The organism is Stenotrophomonas sp. STEN008, assembly GCF_056760435.1.
On the sequence record NZ_JBRRET010000027.1, the window covers coordinates 1 to 20,077 of the forward strand.

Consider the following 20,077-nt stretch of genomic DNA (forward strand, 5'->3'; position numbering starts at 1 on the left):
GGGCGGACCGACCCCTTCGGGGGCAAATGGTAGTTCACCCCAACAAGCAAAAAGGCAGCCGATGGCTGCCTTTTTGCTTTTGCTCTTGTCTTTGATTCCGCCCCTCCCGTCCGCGCCCGCAGGAAATCTGACAGGCGGTACGGGTGGGCCTTTGCAGGACCGTTGGCGCCATGGGCCCGAGGCATGCCTCGGGCGGGTTGGGCAGGACGCCCAACCCCGGTCTTGCCGTGTGCGCAGGACAGCGCACACGAGCAAGGCGCCATCGAGCCCCCATGGATGGGTTTACGGCGTGTCCTGCAAAGGCCCACCCGTACCGCCCACCACGTATCAATCAAGGCGCCGCGAACGGAGCGCTTGATAAACCTTATTCCGCCAGCATCGCCGTCAGCTTCTCGCGCGCCGGGCCCGCCAGCTTCGGGTTGTCCAGCGCGAAGCGGATCGTCGCCTCGACCAGCCCCAGGTGCGTGCCGCAGTCGAAACGGGTGCCCTCGAAACGGTAGGCATCGACCTGCTCGGTCTTCAGCAGCTGCGCGATCGCATCGGTCAGCTGGATCTCGCCACCGGCACCACTGCCGGTCTGCTCCAGCAGATCGAAGATCTTCGGGCTCAGCACATAGCGGCCGACCACCGCCAGATCGCTGGGGGCGTCCTCCGGCTTCGGCTTCTCCACGATCTGCGAGATACGGCCCTTGCGGCCATCGAAGGCCTCGGTGGCCACGATGCCGTAACTGGCGGTCTTGTCGTGCGGCACGTCCTCGACGGCGATCACGCTGGCACCGCTGGCCTCATTGAGATCGGCCATCTGCTTCAACGCACCGTCGCCGCGGTTCCAGATCAGATCGTCCGGCAGCAGCACGGCGAACGGCTCGTCACCGATCACGGCCTTGGCACACAGCACCGCGTGGCCCAGACCCAACGCTTCGGCCTGCGTCACGAAGACCGCACGCACGCCGTTGGGCAGCACGTGGCGGATCATCTCCAGCTGCTCCTGCTTGCCGGCGCGCTCGAGCTTCTGTTCCAGCTCATACGCCTTGTCGAAATAGTCGGCGACGGCGTGCTTGTAGCGGTTGGTGATGAACACCAGCGTGTCACAGCCGGCTTCTATGGCCTCATCAACAGCGTACTGGATAAGCGGACGATCGATGATCGGCAGCATTTCTTTCGGCACCGTCTTGGTCGCCGGCAGGAAGCGCGTCCCGAGCCCTGCCACGGGAAAAACTGCTTTACGAATTCGCTTGCTCATTAGTGCCTGTTGGCCTCGCGTGTCGGAAACGGCACGACTTTAGCGGATGAGATGTAAGCATCCTGTTCGATTGGAGAAAACTCCGGCATCGTCGCGAACAGGATCTCCTGGATGGTGTCGATGTCGTAGCTGCTGATCGCTTCGCGCAGCTTCGGAACGTTGCCGAGCACCATGTCACGCGAGAACGCGCGCACGCCGGCTTCGAGGATCTTGGGGTGCGCGGTCGAACGATAGTCCTCGTCGGAATAGAACAGCGTCTCGTGCAGCTTCTCACCCGGGCGCAGCCCGGTGTAGATGATCGGAATATCCTTGTACGGCTGCTTGCCGGCCAGCCGGATCATCTGCTCGGCCAGCACCCGGATCGGCACCGGCTCACCCATGTCGAGCGTGTAGATGGCGCCATGCGACGCCGAGGCGGCCGCCTGCAGGATGAGCTGGCAGGCCTCGGGGATCGTCATGAAATAGCGGCTGACCTCCGGGTCGGTGACCGTGACCGGCCCGCCCTTGAGGATCTGCTCGCGGAACAACGGCACGACGCTGCCCGCCGACGCCAGCACGTTGCCGAAGCGCACGGTGACGAAGCGGGTATGCGTGGATTTCTGGTCCAGGCTCTGGCAGATCATCTCGGCGTAGCGCTTGCTGGCACCCAGCGCATTGACCGGATCGACCGCCTTGTCGGTGGAGATGAACACGAAGTGCTCGACGTGTGCCTCCAGGCAGGCACGGGCGACGTTCTCCGTGGCCAGGATGTTGTTGCGCACCGCCTCGCGCAGCTGCCGTTCCAGTACCGGCACATGCTTGTAGGCGGCAGCATGGAAGGCCGTATCGACCGGGTGCAGCGACAGCGCATGGCGGATCACTGCGGGGTCACCGCAGTCACCCAGCACGGCTTCGATCTCGATGTCGGGAAAACTGCGGCGCAGTTCGCCTTCGATGGTCAACAGCAGCAGCTCGCTGATCTCCAGCAGGACGATGCGGCCTGCGCCGTGGCGCGCGCACTGGCGGCACAGTTCTGAACCGATCGATCCACCGGCGCCGGTCACCATCACGGTGCGCCCGCCCAGCCAGCCACGGATCAGGTTCCAGTCCGGCATGATCGGCTTGCGGCCGAGCAGATCCTCGATCGCCACTTCCTTCAGCTGGCCCGGCAGCGACTGCCCCTGCAGGATGTCACTGAGCTTGGGCACGGTGCGGAACGGAACCCCGGTGCTCTCGCAGATGGCGACCACGCGCTGCATGCCGGCGGCGTCCAGCGACGGAATGGCGATGACCAGCAGCTTGGCTGCGGTTTCGCGGGCCACGGCCGGCGCATCGTCCAGCGTGCCCAGGATCGGCAGGCCCTGCAGTTTCGCGCCGCGCAGGTGCGGGGCGTCATCGAGCAGGCCGACCGGCTCGAAATTGCCGGAACGGCGCAGATCGCGGACCAGCGTTTCGGCGGCCTGGCCAGCACCCAGGATCAGCACCCTGCGCGCGCTCGAATCGGACTGCAGCGCCTGGTAGTCCTTCCATGCGCGATACAGCAGGCGCGGGGCACCCAGCAGGGCCGACAGCGCGAAGGGATAGATCACCAGCACCGACATCGGCACGCCGTTGAAGCGCTTCCACATCAGCACCAGGACAATGGCGACCATGCCGATGAAGCTGGCTTTGAAGATGTTCAGCAGGTCGCTGACGCTGGCAAACCGCCACAGGCCGCGATACAGGCCGACGCGCCAGAACACCAGTCCCTGCAGCAGCAGGACCAGGGTGGTATCGACATTCCACAACGGCAGCGCAGGCGCGTCCGGCAGGATCGAGTAACGACCGGCGTGGAGCAGCTGCCAGCATGCCCAGACCATGAACAGGTCGTGGCAGACAATGGCCGTACGCGGCAACAGGCCGAGGATTCTATCCCGCCAGGGTGAAGACATATTTCAAGGAGTTCCTTGTCGGAGGCGCATTCCATTGCGCAGGAGGAGCCACAGCATGCTCAGCGTGATGAACCAAGCAATTGCCACGACAGCCTCCCACCTCGGCTGCAGATTCGAACTGACATTGAACACTGTAATGCTGAATAGGCCCAAAACAAAGTACATCCCTGTCACCAGGGCGTGGCTGGCTCCTGCCTGCACAGCGCGCTGATAGACGTGCTGGGTGTGGGGTTCCATCCAGCGTTGTCCGGAAATGATGCGCGCCAGCAGTGTGAAGCCCGCGTCCACGAGGAACGGTGACAGCGGCACCAGCAGCAGGATCCAGTTGATGTCCGTGCGCAGGCTGGCCACGGCCACAACGGCCGCCACCGCGTAGCCCAGCGCTCCGCTGCCGACATCCCCGAGGAAGATGCGTGCGCGCGGAAAGTTGAAGGGCAGGAAACCCACGCAGGCCAGCCCGAGGGCGATGGCCAGCAATGACCACGGCCAGGGCAGCACCGGAGCGAACCCCAGCGCGACCACGATGGCCTGGCTGCTGGCAATGCCGTTGATGCCATCCATGAAGTTCCAGATGTTGATCAACGAGGCGGTGAAGAACAGCACCAGCAGGGCCAGCAGCCAGCTGCCGCCGTGGATCTTCACCAGCCCGGCCAGCAGGCCGGCAGCGATGAAATGAACAAGCAGCCTGCGCATGGCCGGCAGCGGGCGATGGTCGTCCCACCAGCCGATGCCCGCGACCAGCAGCAGGCCGGCAGCGGCGACCAGCAGGCTCGGCATGGCCTGCGGCCACGCCCACATGGCCACGGCTGCGGTGGCCAGCAGGCTGATGACAATGGCGATGCCGCCGCCGCGTGGCGTGGCGACGCTATGGCTGCGGCGTTCCCCGGGGTGGTCCATCAGCTGCCGGCGCAGCGCGTAGCCGCGCGCCGCCCAGGTCAGGGCGGCGCTCAGCAGGGCCAACGCCAGCAGCGCGCCCATCACGAGCCAGGGCATGATTCAGAGCACCGCGTAGTTCAGCAGCGGCTTGACCGTACCCCATTCCTTGCAGCTCGGGCACTGCCAGTGGTGGGTGCGCGCACCGAAGCCGCAGCGTGTGCAGCGGTAGGCCGGATTGCGCACCAGCAGCTGGTCGGTGATGTGCTTGAGATCGTGCAGGGTGGCCGTGGAATCGGCACCTTCGGCGAGGGTCAGGTCGATCAACGCCGATTCGCCGCGCACCGAGGGGCGGTCCTTGAGCTGGCGGCCCAGATAGGCGCGCGCAGGGGCGACACCTTCCTGTTCCTCCATCAGCCGGGTCAGCGCCAGCACCGGCGCGATACCGCGGTAGTGCTCGGTCATTTCCGAAAGGAAGGCGCGGGCGCCGCCCAGGTCGCCGACCTTGCGGTAGTTCTGCATCAGCGCCGGCAGCAGTTCCGGCAGATACTCCGGGTCATTGCGCGCAGCGCGCTCGAAGGCTCGCACCGCCGCTTCGGGATTGCCGGCATCGCTCTCCAGGCGTCCTTCGATGATGCCGGCGCGCACCGACATCGCATCGGCCTGGTAGGCACGGGCAATGGCCGCCCTCGCCTCTTCCAGCTTGCCGGCGCCACGGAAGCGTTCGGCCAGCTCGCACTCGAACTGCCCGATCAGCTTGCCCATCGGCTCGCCGGTGACGTCCTCGAAGCGGGTGGCGTTGTCGATCGCCTTCTCCCAGTCGCGCTCGGCCTGGTAGATCCCGATCAGGTGCTTGAGCGCCTGCGGCGCACGCTGGTCCAGCTGGGCCAGCTCGGTGAACACGGTTTCGGCGCGGTCCAGCAGGCCGGACTTCATGTAGTCCTCGCCCAGCGCCAGCAGCGCCTGCACGCGCTGCGCATCGCTCAGATCGTTGCGGTTGACCAGGCCCTGGTGCAGGCGGATGGCGCGGTCCACTTCGCCGCGGCGACGGAACAGATGGCCCAGCGCGACCTGGGTCTCGAAGGTTTCCTTGTCGAGCTCGGCGATGTGCAGGAACAGCTCGATGGCCTTGTCCGGCTGCTCGTTGAGCAGGTAGTTCAGGCCACGGAAGTAGGTGCTGGACAGTCGGCTGACCTGGTTGTCACCGTGGCGCTGACCGCCACGCCGTCCGATCACCCAGCCGGCCAGGGCGGCCAGCGGCACGAACAGGAAAAACCAGAACCACTCGGTGACGAAATCCATCTTCGATCAACGTCCGTCAAAAGATTGGGGGGAAGCGGCCGGTGCCGGCGACGCGGCAGCGGACTTGTTGGCGCGGCGCAGCTGGCTGTAGAGCGGAACGACCACGCTCACCAGCACCAGGCCGGCGCCGACCACCACGCCCACCAGCAGGGCGGCGATCAATGCCACGCCGACGGAGGTATGCAGCTCGGTGAACAGCAGGTTGATCGACATCGCGGTCATGTTGACCGCACCGATGATCAATCCAAGGATCAGCACCGCCAGCAGGACCAGCAGACGAAAGACCTTCATGCGACAGCTCCAGGGGCGGGAGACCGTAGCTTATCCGACTCGCGGCTGGATTCGCACGCGGTGGCGCGACGGGACGCTCAGGCGGGATCGGCGTCCAGCGGCAGCACGCTGCTGACCCGCTCGCGCAGTTCCTTGCCCGGCTTGAAATGGGGAACGTGCTTGCCCGGAAGGGCGACCGATTCGCCGGTCTTGGGATTGCGACCCAGGCGCGGCGGGCGGTAGTGCAGCGAGAAGCTGCCAAAACCGCGGATTTCGATGCGATCCCCGACAGAGAGGGAACCGCCCATCATTTCCAGCAACGACTTCACCGCCAGATCGACATCATCGGCCTTCAGGTGCGCCTGACGGCGCGCAAGGATTTCGATCAGTTCGGATTTGGTCATCACCGGCTCACATCAGGGGCATTTCAGCCTGAAACGGCCCGGGCAGTGCCCGGGCCGTCCAGGAAACAACGAACAACGGGCCCGATTACTCGGACTTGCTACCGTTCAGCTGGGCACGCAGCAGCGCGCCGAGCTGGGTGGTGCCACCCGAAGCGGACTGGTATTCCTCCAGCACTTCGCGCATTTCCGCGTCGTCCTTGGCCTTGATCGACAGCTGCAGGGTACGGCCCTTGCGGTCCATGCCCACGAACTTGGCTTCGACCTTGTCGCCGACCTTCAGGTGCTGGGTGGCGTCGTCAACGCGCTCGTTGGCGATGTCGCGAGCCGAAACGTAGCCTTCGATGCCGTCGGCCAGTTCGATCACGGCGCCCTTGGCGTCGACTTCCTTCACCACGCCTTCGACCTTGGAGCCCTTCGGATTGGCCGCCATGTACTGGCCGAACGGATCCTGCTCCAGCTGCTTCACGCCCAGGGAGATGCGCTCGCGCTCCGGGTCGACGGCCAGGACGACGGCGTCCAGGGTATCGCCCTTCTTGAAGTTGCGAACGACGTCTTCGCCGGTGGTGTTCCAGCTGATGTCGGACAGGTGGACCAGGCCATCGATGCCGCCGTCCAGGCCGATGAAGATGCCGAAGTCGGTGATCGACTTGATCTGGCCGGACACCTTGTCACCCTTCTTGTGGGTGGCAGCGAAGGTTTCCCACGGATTGGCGGCAACCTGCTTCATGCCCAGCGAGATGCGGCGACGCTCTTCGTCGACGTCCAGCACCATCACTTCGACTTCGTCACCGACCTGCACGACCTTGGACGGGTTGACGTTCTTGTTGGTCCAATCCATCTCGGAGACGTGCACCAGGCCTTCGACGCCCGGCTCGATCTCGACGAACGCGCCGTAATCGGTGACGTTGGAGACCTTGCCGAAGACGCGGCTGTTGGCCGGGTAACGACGGGCGATGTTGTCCCACGGATCTTCGCCCAGCTGCTTCAGGCCCAGCGAAACGCGGTTGCGCTCGCGGTCGAACTTCAGCACGCGCACGTCCAGCTCGTCGCCGACGTTCACGACTTCGGACGGATGGCGCACGCGCTTCCATGCCATGTCGGTGATGTGCAGCAGGCCGTCGATACCGCCCAGGTCCACGAACGCGCCGTAGTCGGTCAGGTTCTTGACGACACCCTTCAGGATCGCGCCTTCCTGCAGCTTGTCCATCAGCTGCTCGCGCTCTTCCGAGTGCTCGCTTTCGACGACAGCGCGGCGCGAGACCACGACGTTGTTACGCTTGCGGTCCAGCTTGATGAGCTTGAATTCCAGCTCCTTGCCTTCCAGGTAGGCCGGATCGCGCACCGGGCGCACATCGACCAGGGAACCCGGCAGGAAGGCGCGGACATCCTTGATGTCCACGGTGAAACCACCCTTAACCTTGCCACTGATGCGGCCGGTGATGGTTTCGTTCTTTTCCAACGCTTCTTCCAGCTCGTCCCACACCATCGCGCGCTTGGCCTTCTCGCGCGACAGGACGGTTTCGCCGAAGCCGTTCTCGATGGAGTCGAGGGCGACCTTGACGATATCGCCTTCGGCGACATCGATCTCGCCAGCGTCGTTACGGAACTGTTCGATCGGCACGATGCCTTCGGACTTCAGGCCAGCGTTGATCACCACGACGTCGCCGCGGACTTCAACAACGGTACCGCTGACGATGGCGCCCGGCTTCAGCTTGGCCAGATTGGCCTGGCTGGCTTCAAACAGTTCGGCAAATGATTCGGTCATTAGATTTACTCTGTTGGACACATGGGTCGGTGGCGTCCCTTCGGGGATGGGCGACCGCCCGCCTGTTGGTCGACCCCGGAAAAGCAGGTCGTGTGTGAAGTAGGAAAACCGCCACGCATCATTGCGCGACGGAGCTTGTACAGCACTGCTATTGCGCGACCACCACCGATGCGGCTGGCAGTGCTCCCGCGCGAACGGATCAGGCAGCCGGAACCGGAAGCAGATCCATCACTCGGGCAACGACATCTGCGATGCCGATGCCTGTGGTGTCGATGAGGACGGCATCGTCTGCCGGCTTCAGGGGCGCCACGGTACGCTGAGCATCACGGGCGTCGCGGGCCATGATCTCGCGCAGGAGGTCATCAAAGTTAACAGAAACCCCCTTGTCTTTCAACTGCTTATGCCGGCGCTCGGCGCGCTCTTCGGCACTGGCGGTCAGGAACACCTTGTAGGGGGCATCCGGGAAGATCACCGTACCCATGTCGCGACCGTCCGCGACCAGGCCCGGCAGCTCCCTGAATGCGCGCTGCCGCTCTTTCAGGGCCGCCCGGACTTCGGGAATGGCCGCGATGGCCGACGCCAGCGCGCCGGTGGTCTCCAGCCGCAGTTCGTCGGTGGCATCGCTGCCATTGACCAGGACCCGCATCGCATCACCCTGTTCAACAAACTGAACACGGGTATCGAACGTGCACCGCACCAGTGCCGAGGCGTCGGAGGTATCGATGTCGGCCCAGCTGGCGGCCACGCCCACCGCCCGGTACAGGGCGCCTGAATCCAGGTAATGCCAGCCCATCCGGCGCGCCACGATGCGGCTGATGGTACCCTTGCCGGCCCCTGATGGGCCGTCGATGGTCAGGACGGGAGCGAGTGGATTCATGGGGGTCCCAGTACGTGTGAAGGGGGCATTCTAGCCCCTGCCAGACACCCCGCGACGGATCTTTTGTGCAACCACTTGAAACCATGAGGAAAAGCCCGGTAGAATGGCGGGCTTGAACGAGCGTCAACTGCCGATTGTCTTTCGCATATCGCGGCCACGCTCCACCCGAACAACTACTGTTTACGCCGAGGTATGCCATGAAAGTCCTGTCCTCCCTGAAGTCGGCGAAGGCCCGTCACCGTGACTGCAAGGTCGTCCGTCGCCGTGGCAAGATCTTCGTGATCTGCAAGTCGAACCCGCGTTTCAAGGCGCGTCAGCGCTGAGCCCAACAGCCTTCGTGGCTGCGGCTGGTCCCGCGCGGGACCGACCCGATGCAAAAAGCCGCCTTCGGGCGGTTTTTTGTTTATGCGGCTTTTTCCTGCCGATTTTGCTGTAATCGCCTTTCTTGACCACTGGGGAGTAGATCGAGATGAAGCGTTACCTGTCCACCCTGGCCGTGCTGGCCACTCTGGCCGCCGCCACGCCGGCCCTGGCCGACACTCTGCTTGTCGACCGCGCCCGAGAGAAGCCGGCCGGCGCCCTGCCCCTTCGTGGCCAGTCCATGCAGCAGGTGCAGAGCCAGTTCGGTGCGCCCAGCGAGCAGCTGCAGCCGCGCGGCGGGCAGAAGCGGCAATGGCCGACCATCAACCGCTGGGTGTACCCACAGTTCACTGTCTACTTCGAGAAGCAGAAGGTGATCGACGTGGTGGCCAACCAGGCGGACCCGAACGAAATCGGCCCGAAACCGCCGATCCGTTGACCCCTTTACCCGCCCCGGGCGGGCCTGTGTAGCGAGACCATGAACCAGACCCTTCGTTTTCCTGCCGAGTGGGAAGCCCAGAGCGGCGTCCTGATTGCCTGGCCCACCGCCGATACCGACTGGGCCGACCGCCTGGGACAGGTGGAGGAAACCTATATCGCACTGGTTGCAGCGATCACCCGCTTCCAGCCGGTGCTGATCTGCGTGGCCGATGACGATGTGGAGACCTATGCCGAAATGCGGCTGCGCTCCAACCGCATCGACATGGACAGGGTGCACTTCACCACGGCGGCCTACGACGACACCTGGCTGCGCGACTCGGGCCCGATCACCCTGCGACGTGCCGACGGCGGTTTCCAGCTGCTGGACTTCCGCTTCACCGGCTGGGGCGGCAAGTTCGATGCCACCCTCGACGATCAGCTGGTGGGCGCGCTCGACCAGGCCGGCGTTTTCAACGACGCGCCGGTGCGCAGCATCCCGTTCGCGCTGGAAGGCGGCGCCATCGAAACCGACGGTGAAGGCACCCTGCTGACCACCTGGAAGTGCCTGCACGAACGCCACCCGGACCGTGACCGCGCCAGCCTGAGCACCGACCTCGCCGACTGGCTGCAGCAGGAGCGCGTGCTGTGGCTCGACCACGGCTACCTGGAAGGCGACGATACCGATGCCCACATCGATACCCTCGCCCGCTTCGCCTCGGCGGACAGCATCGTCTACCAGGCCTGCGACGACGAGAACGACTCGCACTACGCCGAGCTGCAGGCGATGGGCAGGGAGCTGGCTGCGCTGCGCACCCGTGACGGTCAGCCATACCGCCTGTTCCCGCTGCCGTGGGCACAGCCGGTGATCGACGAAGGCCGCCGCCTGGCGGCCTCGTACGCCAACTACCTGATCGTCAACGGCGCGGTGCTGATGCCGGCGTACGGTGATCCGGCCGACGATCTGGCCCGCGACGTGCTGGCCAAGGCCCATCCGGGCCGCGAGATCGTCCAGGTGCCCTGCCGCTCGCTGATCTGGCAGAACGGCAGCCTGCACTGCATCACCATGCAGCTGCCGGAAGGCCTGCTGAAGGCGTAGCACGATGCGGTAGCGCCGGGCCACGCCCGGCGAGCACAGCGGCATTCGGTTCGTACGCCGGGCATGGCCCGGCGATACCGGCTGCGTGCACCTGTTCAGCGGCCGACACGCTGCGGCATCGCATACGCGCTAACATGCGGGTTTTCCCCCGCAGGAACACCCGCATGAACTCGCGCAGCCCGCTTACCGTCGCCCTGATCCAGGAGCGCAACCACGGCGATGCCGCCGCCAATCTGGCGGTGATCGAGGCACGCGTGGCCGAAGCGGCAGCGCAGGGCGCCAAGCTGGTGCTGCTGCAGGAACTGCACAACGGCCCCTACTTCTGCCAGCACGAGTCGGTTGACGAGTTCGATCTGGCCGAACCGATCCCGGGCCCGAGCACCGAGCGCCTGGGTGCGCTGGCGAAGAAGCATGGCGTGGTGCTGGTCGGTTCGCTGTTCGAGCGCCGCGCCGCCGGCCTGTACCACAACACCGCGGTGGTGTTCGAGAAGGACGGCACCCTGCTCGGCAAGTACCGCAAGATGCACATCCCGGACGATCCGGGTTTCTACGAGAAGTTCTACTTCACCCCGGGCGACATCGGCTTCACCCCGATCGACACCTCGGTGGGCCGCCTGGGCGTGCTGGTGTGCTGGGACCAGTGGTATCCGGAGGCGGCGCGCCTGATGGCGCTTGCCGGCGCCGAGCTGCTGCTGTACCCGACTGCGATCGGCTGGGACCCGGACGACGTGCAGGACGAGAAGACCCGCCAGCGCGATGCCTGGGTACTGAGCCACCGTGGCCATGCCGTCGCCAACGGCCTGCCGGTGCTGAGCTGCAACCGCGTCGGCCATGAGGCCTCGCCGCTGGGCGCGTCGGGCATCCAGTTCTGGGGCAACAGCCACGTGCTCGGCCCGCAGGGCGAGTTCCTGGCCGAAGCCGGCACCGATGCCGCTGTGCTGGTATGCGACGTCGACCTGCAGCGCAGCGAGCACGTGCGCCGCATCTGGCCGTTCCTGCGCGATCGCCGCATCGATGCCTACGGCGATCTGCTCAAGCGCTACATCGACTGAACCGGAGCCGCGCATGGCCGTCCTCATCCGTGATGCCGGCCCGGCCGACATCGCCGCGATCACCGCGATCTACGCGGTCGAAGTGACCGACTTCGTCAACACGTACGAGTACGACATCCCGGACCAGGCCGAGATGCTGCGCCGCATGCGCGACATCATCGACCGCGGTTTTCCCTATCTGGTCGCCGAGATCGACGGCCAGGTCGCCGGCTACGCCTACGCCAACACCTACCGCACGCGCATTGCCTACCAGTGGACCGTGGAGAACTCGGTCTATGTCGATGCACGGTTCCAGGGCCAGGGCGTCGGCACCGGCCTGTTGCAGGCGCTGATCGACGCATGCGTCGCACGTGGCTTCCGGCAGATGGTGGCGGTGATCGGCGAACCGACCAATACCGCTTCGATCAGGCTGCACGAGCGTTTCGGCTTCGAGCTGGTCGGCGTGTTCCGCGGCCTCGGCCGCAAGCACGGCCGCTGGCTGGACACCGTGCAGATGCAACGCGCGCTCGGCGACGGCGCCGACACCGCACCTTCCAATGAATGACTCCATGACCGAAATCCTTCCCGAGACCGGCGACGATCTGTTCGCCGGCCAGCCGGTGCGCGTCGTTGAACGCGACGGCGTGCGCTACACCCTGCTGGGCACCGCCCACGTTTCCCACGCCAGCGTCGAGGCGGTGGAGAAAGCAATCAACAGCGGCCGCTTCGATGCCGTCGCGGTCGAACTGGACCCCCAGCGCCTGCAGGCCCTGAGCGATCCGGACACGTTGGCCAAGCTGGACCTGGTCGAGGTGATCCGCAAGGGTCGCGTTGCCCTGTTCGCCGCCAACCTGGCGCTTTCCGCCTACCAGCGTCGTCTGGCCGAACAGCTCGGCATCGAGCCGGGTGCGGAACTGAAGCGCGCCGTCGAACTGGGGCGTGAGCGCGGCCTGCCCGTCCACCTGATCGACCGCGAGGTGGGCCTGACCTTCCGCCGCGCCTCGCAGCGGCTGGGCTTCTTCGGCAAGCTGAAGCTGGTTGCGGGCCTGGGCGCCGGCCTGTTCTCATCGGAAGAGGTGGGCGAAAACGAAATCGAGAAGCTCAAGCAGGGCGACATGCTGGAGTCGAGCTTCGGCGAGTTCGCGACCGAGAATCCCGCGCTGTACGAAACCATCATCGGCGAGCGCGACCGCTACATGGCCACGCGCCTGCGCGAAGAACACGACCCGCGGCAGCGCGAAGTGCTGGCGGTGGTCGGCGCCGGCCATCTGGCAGGCCTGGCGCGATACCTCGAAACGGATACCGATGCACCGGCACCGTTGCGCGCCGAACTCGAAGCCGTGCCGAAGAAGCGCAACATCCCGTGGTTCACGCTGGGCATCCTTGCCATCGTCATCACCGGCATCGCCGTCGGCTTCTACCGCGGAGGCCTGGGCGTGGGCACCGAACTGCTGGCCACGTGGGCGATGTACACCGGCGGCCTGGCCGGCCTCGGCTGTCTGCTGGCCGGCAGTCACCCGCTGAGCATTCTCACGGCGATCGTGGTCGCCCCGTTCAAGCCGTTCCGGCTCAGCATTCCCACCGGCGCGTTCTCGGCGCTGGTCGAGGCACGCCTGCGCAAGCCGGCGTACCAGGATTTCCTGCAGCTGCGCGACGATGCACAGTCGTTGAAGGGCTGGTACCGCAATCGGGTCACCCGCGTGGTGCTGACGTTCATGCTGACCAATCTCGGCAGCATGCTCGGCCTGTGGCTGACCGGCTTCCAGGTGTGGGGCAAGGTCGCAGGTTTTTTGAACGCCCCGGCGGGGCTGGCCCCGGCGATACCGTGTGGCGGTGATGGTGGCGCCGGGCATGCCCGGCGAAAAAAAAGGGAGGCCGCCCCACTACGACCGGCCTCCCCACACCACAACACGTTGTCGTTCCCCGTAGTCGGGCAAGCTCGACGCTAGGCGGCCGTTGCCGCCACCTTTTCCAGGCCGCGCGCGCGGCGGATCAGCCGCGTCACGGCATTGCGCAGGTCGTCCAGCACCGCGTAGATCGTCGGCAGGAACAGCAGGCTGACCACGGTCGAGAACGCCAGTCCACCGGCGATGGCTCGGGCCATCGGCGCGTACTCCGGGCCGTCGCCGAACATCTGCGTGTTGGTCAGCGAAATCGGCACCATCGCCAGGATCGCCGTCCCCATGGTCATCATGATCGGGCGCAGCCGCTCGCGTGAGCCCTCCACCAGCGCCTGGGTACGCCCCATGCCGCTGCGCCGGAGGTTGTTGATGTGCTCGATCATCACGATGCCGTTGTTCACCACCACGCCCATCAGCACCAGGATGCCGATGAAGGACATGATTCCGAACGAGGTGCCGGTGATCCAGAACAGCCAGAACACGCCGAAGATCGAGAACAGCACGCCGCTCATGATCGCCGCCGGGAACAGCAGCGATTCGAACACCGCCGCCATCACCACGTAGATCATCACCAGCGCGATGAGCAGGTTGAACACCATCTGCTGCATCGCCTCGTCATCGTTGCCATAGTCGCCGCCATCGAAGGTGTAGCCATAGCCGGCCGGGAAGCTCATCGGCTTGAGTACGGCCTCGATCGCCTTGCGTCCGTCCGGTGCGGTGATCTTCTCGGCCAGGTTGGCCTTGATCGTCAGCGTGGTCTGCCGGTTGGTTCGGCCGATCTGGGTGGCGGACGAACCGACATCGACGCTGACCAGACTCAGCAGCGGCACGCTGCGGCCGTCGCCGGTACGCACGCTGAAGCCGGCCAGGTCCTCCGGACTGCTCTGCTCGGCTCCGGCGAAGCGCACCCAGACCGGAACCTCGTTGTCGCCTCGCCGGAACTCACGCATCGGTGCGCCGCGCAATGCCAGGCCGACAAAGCTGGCCACCTGCTCGGCGTTGAAGCCGAAGGCGGCGGCACGCTCGCGATCGACGCGCACCTTGAGTTCACCGCCCTTCTCGCCATTGTCGATGCGCACGTCGCGCAGCTCCGCACGCTGGGCCAGCAGGGGCAGCACTTCCTGGCCGATTTCCTGCAGCATGCTGCTGGAATCGCCGATCAACTGCACCTGCACGCCCTGGTTGCCGCCACCACCATCACCGCCCTGGTTGCCGACGAAGTAGTCGGTACGCGCGGACTTCGGCAGGCCCTTGCGCAGCTCCTCCTGCAGTGACTTGATGTCCTTGGCGTACTTCTCGTCCAGGGTGACAACCGTCGAGCTGCCTTCCTGCTCGCTGTACCAGGAGTACACCTGCTTGACGTGCAGGCGCTCACGGTTCTCGTCGATCCAGTTCTCCACCCGAGCCACTTCCTCGGACATCTGCCGGTAGGTGTAGGCACCCTTCCACATGTAGCCGATGAAGATGTCCTTGCCACCTTCACCACCGAACATGTCCACCTTGGTCAGTTTCATCGGCACCAGGCTGACGGCCACCACCAGCACGATGCCCAGCAGGCTCCAGCCACGATGGTGCAGCGACCAGTCCAGCACCTGCGCGTAGCGCCGCTGCAGGCGCGCGATCAGGCCGGTCTGCGAGTGCACGAGCTTGGGCGTGGCCATGCGCGCAGACAGCATCGGAATCAGGCTGACCGCCACCAGCCAGGACGCCAGCAGCGATACCGAAATGGTGATCGCGATCTGTGCCATGAAGATGCTGATGTTGTTGGTCTCGCCGAACAGGTTCGGCACGAACACGATGCAATGGCACAGGGTGCCAGCGCTGAGCGCGATGGCGACGTTGCGGGTGCCGATGATCGAGGCCAGCCGTGGCTGTCCCGGCATGCGCTCGCGCTCCTGGTAGATGCTCTCCACCACCACCACGGCGTTGTCCACCAGCATGCCCACCGCCAGCAGCAGGCCCATCATGGTCAGGATGTTCAGCGTCACCCCGACGAAGTACATGAAGCCCAGGGTGATGGTGAAGCAGATCGGGATGGCCAGCGTCACCATCAGCGTGGACGGCCAGTGGCGCAGGAAGAAGAACAGCACCGTCACCGACAGGATCAGGCCCACCGCACCGGCTTCGGCCAGCTCCAGCAGCGAGGAGGTCACCGCCTTGCCCTGGTTGTCGATGACCTTGATCTGCACATCGCGCATCGAGGCCTGTGCGCGGATCGCTTCGACTTCGGCCAGCGCCGCGCGCGAGACGTCGACCAGATTGGCGCTGCGCTCCTTGAAGATGTCCAGGCCCACTGCCGGGTTGCCATCCAGGCGGCGGCCATAGTTCATCCGCGCCGGCTTCAGCCGCACATCGGCGATGTCACCCAGCCGCAGGCCCTTGGCGTTGATCACCAGATCGCGCAGTTCCTGCAGGTCGGTGATCTCGCCGACCGGTTGCACGCGCACACGCTGGCCGTTGTCATCGATCTGCCCGGCCGAGATCGAAAAATTCAGCGTGCGCAACCGTTCGCTCAGCTCGTTGATGCTCAGCCCGTGCGCGTTGAGCCGGTTGGGATCGATCGCGATCTCGACTTCATTCGGCGGTGCACCGGTGATGTCCACGCGCGCAACGCCCGGAATGCGCTCGATGCGCCGCTTGAACTCGCGGTCGAGCATGTCATAGGCGGTCGTCAGGTCGGTGGTGCTGGCCAGGCGCACCTTCAGCACCGGCTGGTCGCTGCTGGACCACTTGAACACGTTGTAGCGCTGCAGGTCGTCAGGCAGGTCGCTGCGGATCGCATCGATACGTTCGCGCGCGTCGGAAGCGGCGATGGCGATGTCACGGTCCCAGTCGCTGAACTCGATGAAGATCAGCGCCGCTTCGGACGTGGCCGAGGAGCGCATGCGCTTGATCCCGGTCATCGTTGCCAATGACTCTTCCACCGGCCGGATGATGGTCCGCTCCACTTCTTCCGGTGTCGAGCCCGTGTACGGAATCTGCACGAACAGGAACGGCGCGGAGATGTCCGGCAGAGCCTCCAGTGGCAGCCGGAATGAAGCGATCAGGCCGATCACCACCAGCGATACGAAGCACATGATGGTGGTGACCGGACGGCGGATGGAGAACTCGGCGACACTCATGCCGGCTCCTCGCCGCCGACGCGGCCACCTTCTGCGATTCGCAGTCCGTCGCCGGCGTGCTTGCGGCCGCGTTCGCGGTAGTAGGCGTCGCCGCGGCGATCCATCAGGTCGTAGACCACCGGGATCACCAGCAGGGTCAGCAGGGTGGAGACCAGCAGGCCGCCGATCACGGTGATCGCCATCGGCGCACGTACTTCAGCGCCCTCGCCCATCGCCACCGCCAGTGGCAGGAAGCCGAACAGCGTGCACAGGGTGGTCATGATGATCGGACGCAGGCGCGAGCGCGCGCCTTCCACCAGCGCCTCGTGTTTGGCCACGCCGGCCTCGCGCAGCTGGTTGACCTTGTCGATCAGGATGATCGCGTTCTTGGTGACCAGTCCCACCAGCAGGATCAGGCCGATGAACACCACCACCGAGATCGGCTTGCCGGTCAGCATCAGCGCCAGGATCGCGCCGACCAGCGCCAGCGGGATGGTGAACAGGATCACGAACGGATGCAGCAGCGATTCGAACTGCGACGCCATCACCAGATAGACCAGGAAGATCGCCAGTCCGAAGGCGAAGATCAGCGACGTTGCCGCCTGCGCCAGTTCCTCGCCCTGGCCGCCGATATGCAGGCCGACGCCCGCACCAAGCGGCTGTTCGGCGACCATCTGCTGCACTTCGCGCATGGCCGCGCCCAGATCGATGTCACGCAGGTTGGCCGAGACCACCGCGACGCGGGTCTGATCGGCACGGTGGATCTCGCTCGGACCGGTGGTGGCCACCACGTCGGCCACGGCGTCCAGGGTGACCGGACGGGTGCTGCCCGGGTTGACGATCAAGCGGCGGATGCTCTCCACGCTGGCCCGGTCGCCTTCCTGTGCCCGTACCAGCACGTCGATCTTGCGGTCGCGGAAGCTGTAGCGGGTGGCCACATCGCCGCGCACCTTCTTCACCACGACGTCGGCGATCTGGCGGGTGGTCAGGCCCAGTGCACCGGCGCGCTCCTGGTCGAAGCGGATCTGGATCTCCGGGAAGCCCTCCTCCACCGTCGACTTCACGTCGGCGTAGTGCGCATTGCCGCGCAGCAGGGCAGCCAGCCGCTGGCCAGCCTGCTCCAGCGTGGCCATGTCCTGACCACGCAGTTCGATTTCCAGCGGCGTGGAGAAGCTGAACAGTGCCGGCCGCGCGAAGTCGACCTGCGCGCCGGGGTGCCCGGCCATGGTGCCACGCAGGCGCTCGGTGATGGCCGCTTCGGTGCGCGCATCCCCACCGCCTTCCATCACCACGGTCAGCTTGCCGATGTTCTCACCGCTCTCGGTCGGGCTTGCGTCCAGCCGGGTACCGCTGCCACTGACGCCGTACAGCGAGGCCACGCCCTCGCCCTTGCCGTGCGCCAGCTGCAGTTCGCGGACCAGTGCATCGGTCTGCTTCAACGGCGTGCCGGCCGGCAGCTTGACGGTCATCTCGAAGCGGTCCTGGGCCAGCTGCGGGATGAGGTCGGCGCCCAGCATCGGCACCAGCGCCATGGTGGCTGCAAACGCCAGCGCGGCCAGGCCCAGCACCTTGCCGGGGTGCGCCAGCGCGCTCGGCAACAGCCGCAGGTAGCCACGTTCGGCCCCCGCATAGGGCTTCATCGCGATATCGCTGGCCTTGCGCATGACCGGACCGATCACGGCGGCAACGCCGCGGCAGGCACGCACCACCAGCCAGGCCAGCGCATAGAAGGTCCAGCGCACCGCAGCGACGAAGCCACGACGGCCGGCTGCAACGGGCTTCTGCCAGCGACGCTCCGGCTGCCACGCCTCGCTGGCGGGCTCTTCGGGGAACGCCAGCGGCGGCCGCCCCTTCAGCGAACTGAGCATCGGAATCAGTGTCATCGATACCAGCAGCGAAATGGCGATGGCGATCGCCACGGTCAGCGCCTGGTCGCGGAACAGCTGGCCGGCGATACCGTCGACGAACACCAGTGGCAGGAACACCGCGATGGTGGTCAGGGTGGAGGCGACCACCGCCATGCTCACTTCGCGGGTGCCTTCGATCGCGGCCTGCAGGATGCCCAGCCCGCGCTCGCGCGCCTTGGCGATGCTCTCCAGCACCACGATCGAATCGTCCACCACCAGGCCCGTCGCCAGCGCCAGGCCGCCCAGCGACATGACGTTCAGGCTGAGACCCAGCTGGCCCATGAAGAAGAACGTGGCGATGATCGACACCGGCAGCGACAGGCTGATGACGAACGTGCTCCAGCCATCGCGGAGGAACAGGAAGATGATCAGGATCGCCAGCAGGCCGCCGATCACCGCATCCTTCTTGACGTCGCTGATCGCATGCTCGATGAAGCGCGACTGGTCCTCGATGGTGGTCAGTTCGGCATCGCCGGGGAACGTGCCCTTGATCTGCTCCAGACGCTTGCGCAGCGCTTCGGCGGTGGCGACGGTGTTGGCGTCGCCTTCCTTGTAGATCGCCAGCTCGACCGATTCCTTACCGCCCAGGCGGATGATCGCTTCACGCTCCTTGTAGCCCTGGCGCACGGTGGCCACGTCCTTCAACCGGACAGGAACGCCATTGGCGACCACGCTGGAGCCACCGCCGGACGATGCGCTCTGTGCGGCCGAGGCTGCGGCGATGGCCGCAGCGGAACCGGTGGAGGCGGCAATGTTGAACATCTGCTGCAGCGCGGAGTCTGCCGCGCTGCCATTGGACGCCTGGGTGGTGACCAGCAGGTTGCGGATCTCCTCCAGGTCGGCGAACTGGTTGACGGTACGCACCAGGAAGCGCTGCGAGCCCTCTTCCAGCCGACCGCCGGAGATGTTGATGTTCTCGTCCTTCAGGCGCTTGATGACGGTATCGATCGGCAGATTCAGCTGCGCGAGCTTCTGCTGGTCGATGTCGACCTGGATCTCGTCCTCCAGGCCGCCGCCGACCTTGACCGCCGCCACGCCGGTGACCGGTTCCAGCTTCTTCTTCAGATCCTCGTCGGCGTAGCGGCGCAGGATGGTCAGCTCGCGGATGGCGTCGGCATCGCTGGACGGCGCCGCCTTGCTGGACAGCACCAGGCGCATGATCGGCTCGGTGGACGGATTGAAGCGCAGCAGCACCGGGGCTTTCGCCTCCAGCGGCAGGTTCAGCGCTTCCATCTTGTCGCGCACCTCCAGGCTGGCCTGGTCCATGTTGGTGCCCCAGGCGAACTCCAGCACCACATCGCTCTGGCCGGTGCGCGAGACCGACTTCAGCTTGCGCAGGTTCTTGACCACGCCCACGGCTTCTTCCACCGGCTGGGTGATCAGGGTTTCGATCTCGGTCGGTGCCGCACCGGTGTATTCGGTGCGTACCGTCAGCGTCGGGTAGCTCAGGTCCGGCAGCAGGTTGACCTTGAGACTGCCCAGCGCAATCAGGCCGAACAGCAGCAGGGTGACCGTGCACATGGCAATGGTGACGCGGCGGCGGGTAGCGAACTCCACCAGGCCGCCGCGCATGCCGGCGGCGGCGCTTTCGCCGTGGGGCGAAGCACCGTGGTCGTG

At 65.6% G+C, this 20,077-nt stretch carries 15 protein-coding genes and 1 pseudogene; 6 read left to right on the forward strand and 10 right to left on the reverse strand.

The genetic code is table 11. The annotated features are described in order from the left end of the window. Nucleotides 1-364: 364 nt before the first annotated feature. From galU to cmk, 8 genes are all read right to left on the reverse strand, one after another. The gene (galU, locus tag ACVOME_RS13080; RefSeq protein WP_164152923.1) at nucleotides 365-1,243 is read right to left on the reverse strand and encodes a UTP--glucose-1-phosphate uridylyltransferase GalU; all 879 of its coding nucleotides are present in this window, start codon (nucleotides 1,241-1,243) and stop codon (nucleotides 365-367) included. Further along, nucleotides 1,243-3,153 (reverse strand): polysaccharide biosynthesis protein, encoded by a 1,911-nt coding sequence (locus tag ACVOME_RS13085; RefSeq protein ID WP_053517731.1) that lies wholly within the window; start codon nucleotides 3,151-3,153, stop codon nucleotides 1,243-1,245. The genes galU and ACVOME_RS13085 overlap by 1 nt, the downstream gene beginning before the upstream one ends. Before the next feature lie 3 nt (nucleotides 3,154-3,156). Beyond that, complete coding sequence (locus ACVOME_RS13090) at nucleotides 3,157-4,146, reverse strand: MraY family glycosyltransferase (RefSeq protein ID WP_065181335.1); 990 nt, start codon at nucleotides 4,144-4,146, stop codon at nucleotides 3,157-3,159. A 3-nt stretch (nucleotides 4,147-4,149) separates the two neighbouring features. Next, the gene (gene lapB / locus ACVOME_RS13095; protein WP_053517734.1) at nucleotides 4,150-5,328 is read right to left on the reverse strand and encodes a lipopolysaccharide assembly protein LapB; all 1,179 of its coding nucleotides are present in this window, start codon (nucleotides 5,326-5,328) and stop codon (nucleotides 4,150-4,152) included. A gap of 6 nt (nucleotides 5,329-5,334) precedes the next feature. Further along, entirely contained in the window at nucleotides 5,335-5,619 is a 285-nt protein-coding gene (locus tag ACVOME_RS13100; protein WP_111185656.1) for a lipopolysaccharide assembly protein LapA domain-containing protein, read from the reverse strand. 77 nt (nucleotides 5,620-5,696) lie between these two features. Then, complete coding sequence (locus ACVOME_RS13105; RefSeq protein ID WP_053517737.1) at nucleotides 5,697-6,002, reverse strand: integration host factor subunit beta; 306 nt, start codon at nucleotides 6,000-6,002, stop codon at nucleotides 5,697-5,699. An 85-nt stretch (nucleotides 6,003-6,087) separates the two neighbouring features. Next, nucleotides 6,088-7,767, reverse strand: a complete 1,680-nt coding sequence (rpsA, locus tag ACVOME_RS13110; protein WP_053517739.1) for a 30S ribosomal protein S1 — start codon at nucleotides 7,765-7,767, stop codon at nucleotides 6,088-6,090. A gap of 199 nt (nucleotides 7,768-7,966) precedes the next feature. Next, entirely contained in the window at nucleotides 7,967-8,644 is a 678-nt protein-coding gene (gene cmk, locus ACVOME_RS13115) for a (d)CMP kinase (RefSeq protein WP_481505167.1), read from the reverse strand. A 197-nt stretch (nucleotides 8,645-8,841) separates the two neighbouring features. Here cmk and ykgO point away from each other — a divergent pair, with 197 nt between their 5' ends. The 6 genes and pseudogenes from ykgO to ACVOME_RS13145 form a co-directional block, all read left to right on the forward strand. Then, a complete protein-coding gene (ykgO, locus tag ACVOME_RS13120) occupies nucleotides 8,842-8,967 on the forward strand; it encodes a type B 50S ribosomal protein L36 (protein ID WP_005409283.1) in 126 nt (41 codons plus the stop codon). Between the two features lie 146 nt (nucleotides 8,968-9,113). Then, nucleotides 9,114-9,443, forward strand: coding sequence for a hypothetical protein (locus ACVOME_RS13125; protein ID WP_053517741.1), 330 nt, complete (start codon nucleotides 9,114-9,116; stop codon nucleotides 9,441-9,443). Nucleotides 9,444-9,482: 39 nt separating this feature from the next. Next, complete coding sequence (locus ACVOME_RS13130; protein WP_180877199.1) at nucleotides 9,483-10,520, forward strand: agmatine deiminase family protein; 1,038 nt, start codon at nucleotides 9,483-9,485, stop codon at nucleotides 10,518-10,520. A gap of 164 nt (nucleotides 10,521-10,684) precedes the next feature. After that, nucleotides 10,685-11,572, forward strand: a complete 888-nt coding sequence (locus ACVOME_RS13135; protein WP_053517744.1) for a carbon-nitrogen hydrolase — start codon at nucleotides 10,685-10,687, stop codon at nucleotides 11,570-11,572. Between the two features lie 13 nt (nucleotides 11,573-11,585). Beyond that, a complete protein-coding gene (locus ACVOME_RS13140) occupies nucleotides 11,586-12,116 on the forward strand; it encodes a GNAT family N-acetyltransferase (protein ID WP_065175046.1) in 531 nt (176 codons plus the stop codon). Nucleotides 12,117-12,120: 4 nt separating this feature from the next. Further along, nucleotides 12,121-13,338 (forward strand): annotated as a pseudogene (locus ACVOME_RS13145) (TraB/GumN family protein); the annotation flags it as partial. 158 nt (nucleotides 13,339-13,496) lie between these two features. Here the strand turns inward: ACVOME_RS13145 and ACVOME_RS13150 are convergent. Together ACVOME_RS13150 and ACVOME_RS13155 are read right to left on the reverse strand one after the other, a co-directional pair. Beyond that, nucleotides 13,497-16,574, reverse strand: coding sequence for an efflux RND transporter permease subunit (locus tag ACVOME_RS13150; protein ID WP_065181330.1), 3,078 nt, complete (start codon nucleotides 16,572-16,574; stop codon nucleotides 13,497-13,499). Then, nucleotides 16,571-20,032 carry an efflux RND transporter permease subunit gene (locus ACVOME_RS13155; RefSeq protein WP_253118852.1) on the reverse strand — a complete coding sequence of 1,154 codons (3,462 nt, stop codon included), beginning with the start codon at nucleotides 20,030-20,032 and terminating at the stop codon, nucleotides 16,571-16,573. The genes ACVOME_RS13150 and ACVOME_RS13155 overlap by 4 nt, the downstream gene beginning before the upstream one ends. Nucleotides 20,033-20,077 lie beyond the last annotated feature (45 nt).

Bases quoted from the DNA above. Each gene is read 5' to 3' on its own strand.
- galU (WP_164152923.1), bottom strand. From the start codon at position 1,243: ATGAGCAAGCGAATTCGTAAAGCAGTTTTTCCCGTGGCAGGGCTCGGG.
- ACVOME_RS13085 (WP_053517731.1), bottom strand. From the start codon at position 3,153: ATGTCTTCACCCTGGCGGGATAGAATCCTCGGCCTGTTGCCGCGTACG.
- ACVOME_RS13090 (WP_065181335.1), bottom strand. From the start codon at position 4,146: ATGCCCTGGCTCGTGATGGGCGCGCTGCTGGCGTTGGCCCTGCTGAGC.
- lapB (WP_053517734.1), bottom strand. From the start codon at position 5,328: ATGGATTTCGTCACCGAGTGGTTCTGGTTTTTCCTGTTCGTGCCGCTG.
- ACVOME_RS13100 (WP_111185656.1), bottom strand. From the start codon at position 5,619: ATGAAGGTCTTTCGTCTGCTGGTCCTGCTGGCGGTGCTGATCCTTGGA.
- ACVOME_RS13105 (WP_053517737.1), bottom strand. From the start codon at position 6,002: ATGACCAAATCCGAACTGATCGAAATCCTTGCGCGCCGTCAGGCGCAC.
- rpsA (WP_053517739.1), bottom strand. From the start codon at position 7,767: ATGACCGAATCATTTGCCGAACTGTTTGAAGCCAGCCAGGCCAATCTG.
- cmk (WP_481505167.1), bottom strand. From the start codon at position 8,644: ATGAATCCACTCGCTCCCGTCCTGACCATCGACGGCCCATCAGGGGCC.
- ykgO (WP_005409283.1), top strand. From the start codon at position 8,842: ATGAAAGTCCTGTCCTCCCTGAAGTCGGCGAAGGCCCGTCACCGTGAC.
- ACVOME_RS13125 (WP_053517741.1), top strand. From the start codon at position 9,114: ATGAAGCGTTACCTGTCCACCCTGGCCGTGCTGGCCACTCTGGCCGCC.
- ACVOME_RS13130 (WP_180877199.1), top strand. From the start codon at position 9,483: ATGAACCAGACCCTTCGTTTTCCTGCCGAGTGGGAAGCCCAGAGCGGC.
- ACVOME_RS13135 (WP_053517744.1), top strand. From the start codon at position 10,685: ATGAACTCGCGCAGCCCGCTTACCGTCGCCCTGATCCAGGAGCGCAAC.
- ACVOME_RS13140 (WP_065175046.1), top strand. From the start codon at position 11,586: ATGGCCGTCCTCATCCGTGATGCCGGCCCGGCCGACATCGCCGCGATC.
- ACVOME_RS13150 (WP_065181330.1), bottom strand. From the start codon at position 16,574: ATGAGTGTCGCCGAGTTCTCCATCCGCCGTCCGGTCACCACCATCATG.
- ACVOME_RS13155 (WP_253118852.1), bottom strand. From the start codon at position 20,032: ATGCGCGGCGGCCTGGTGGAGTTCGCTACCCGCCGCCGCGTCACCATT.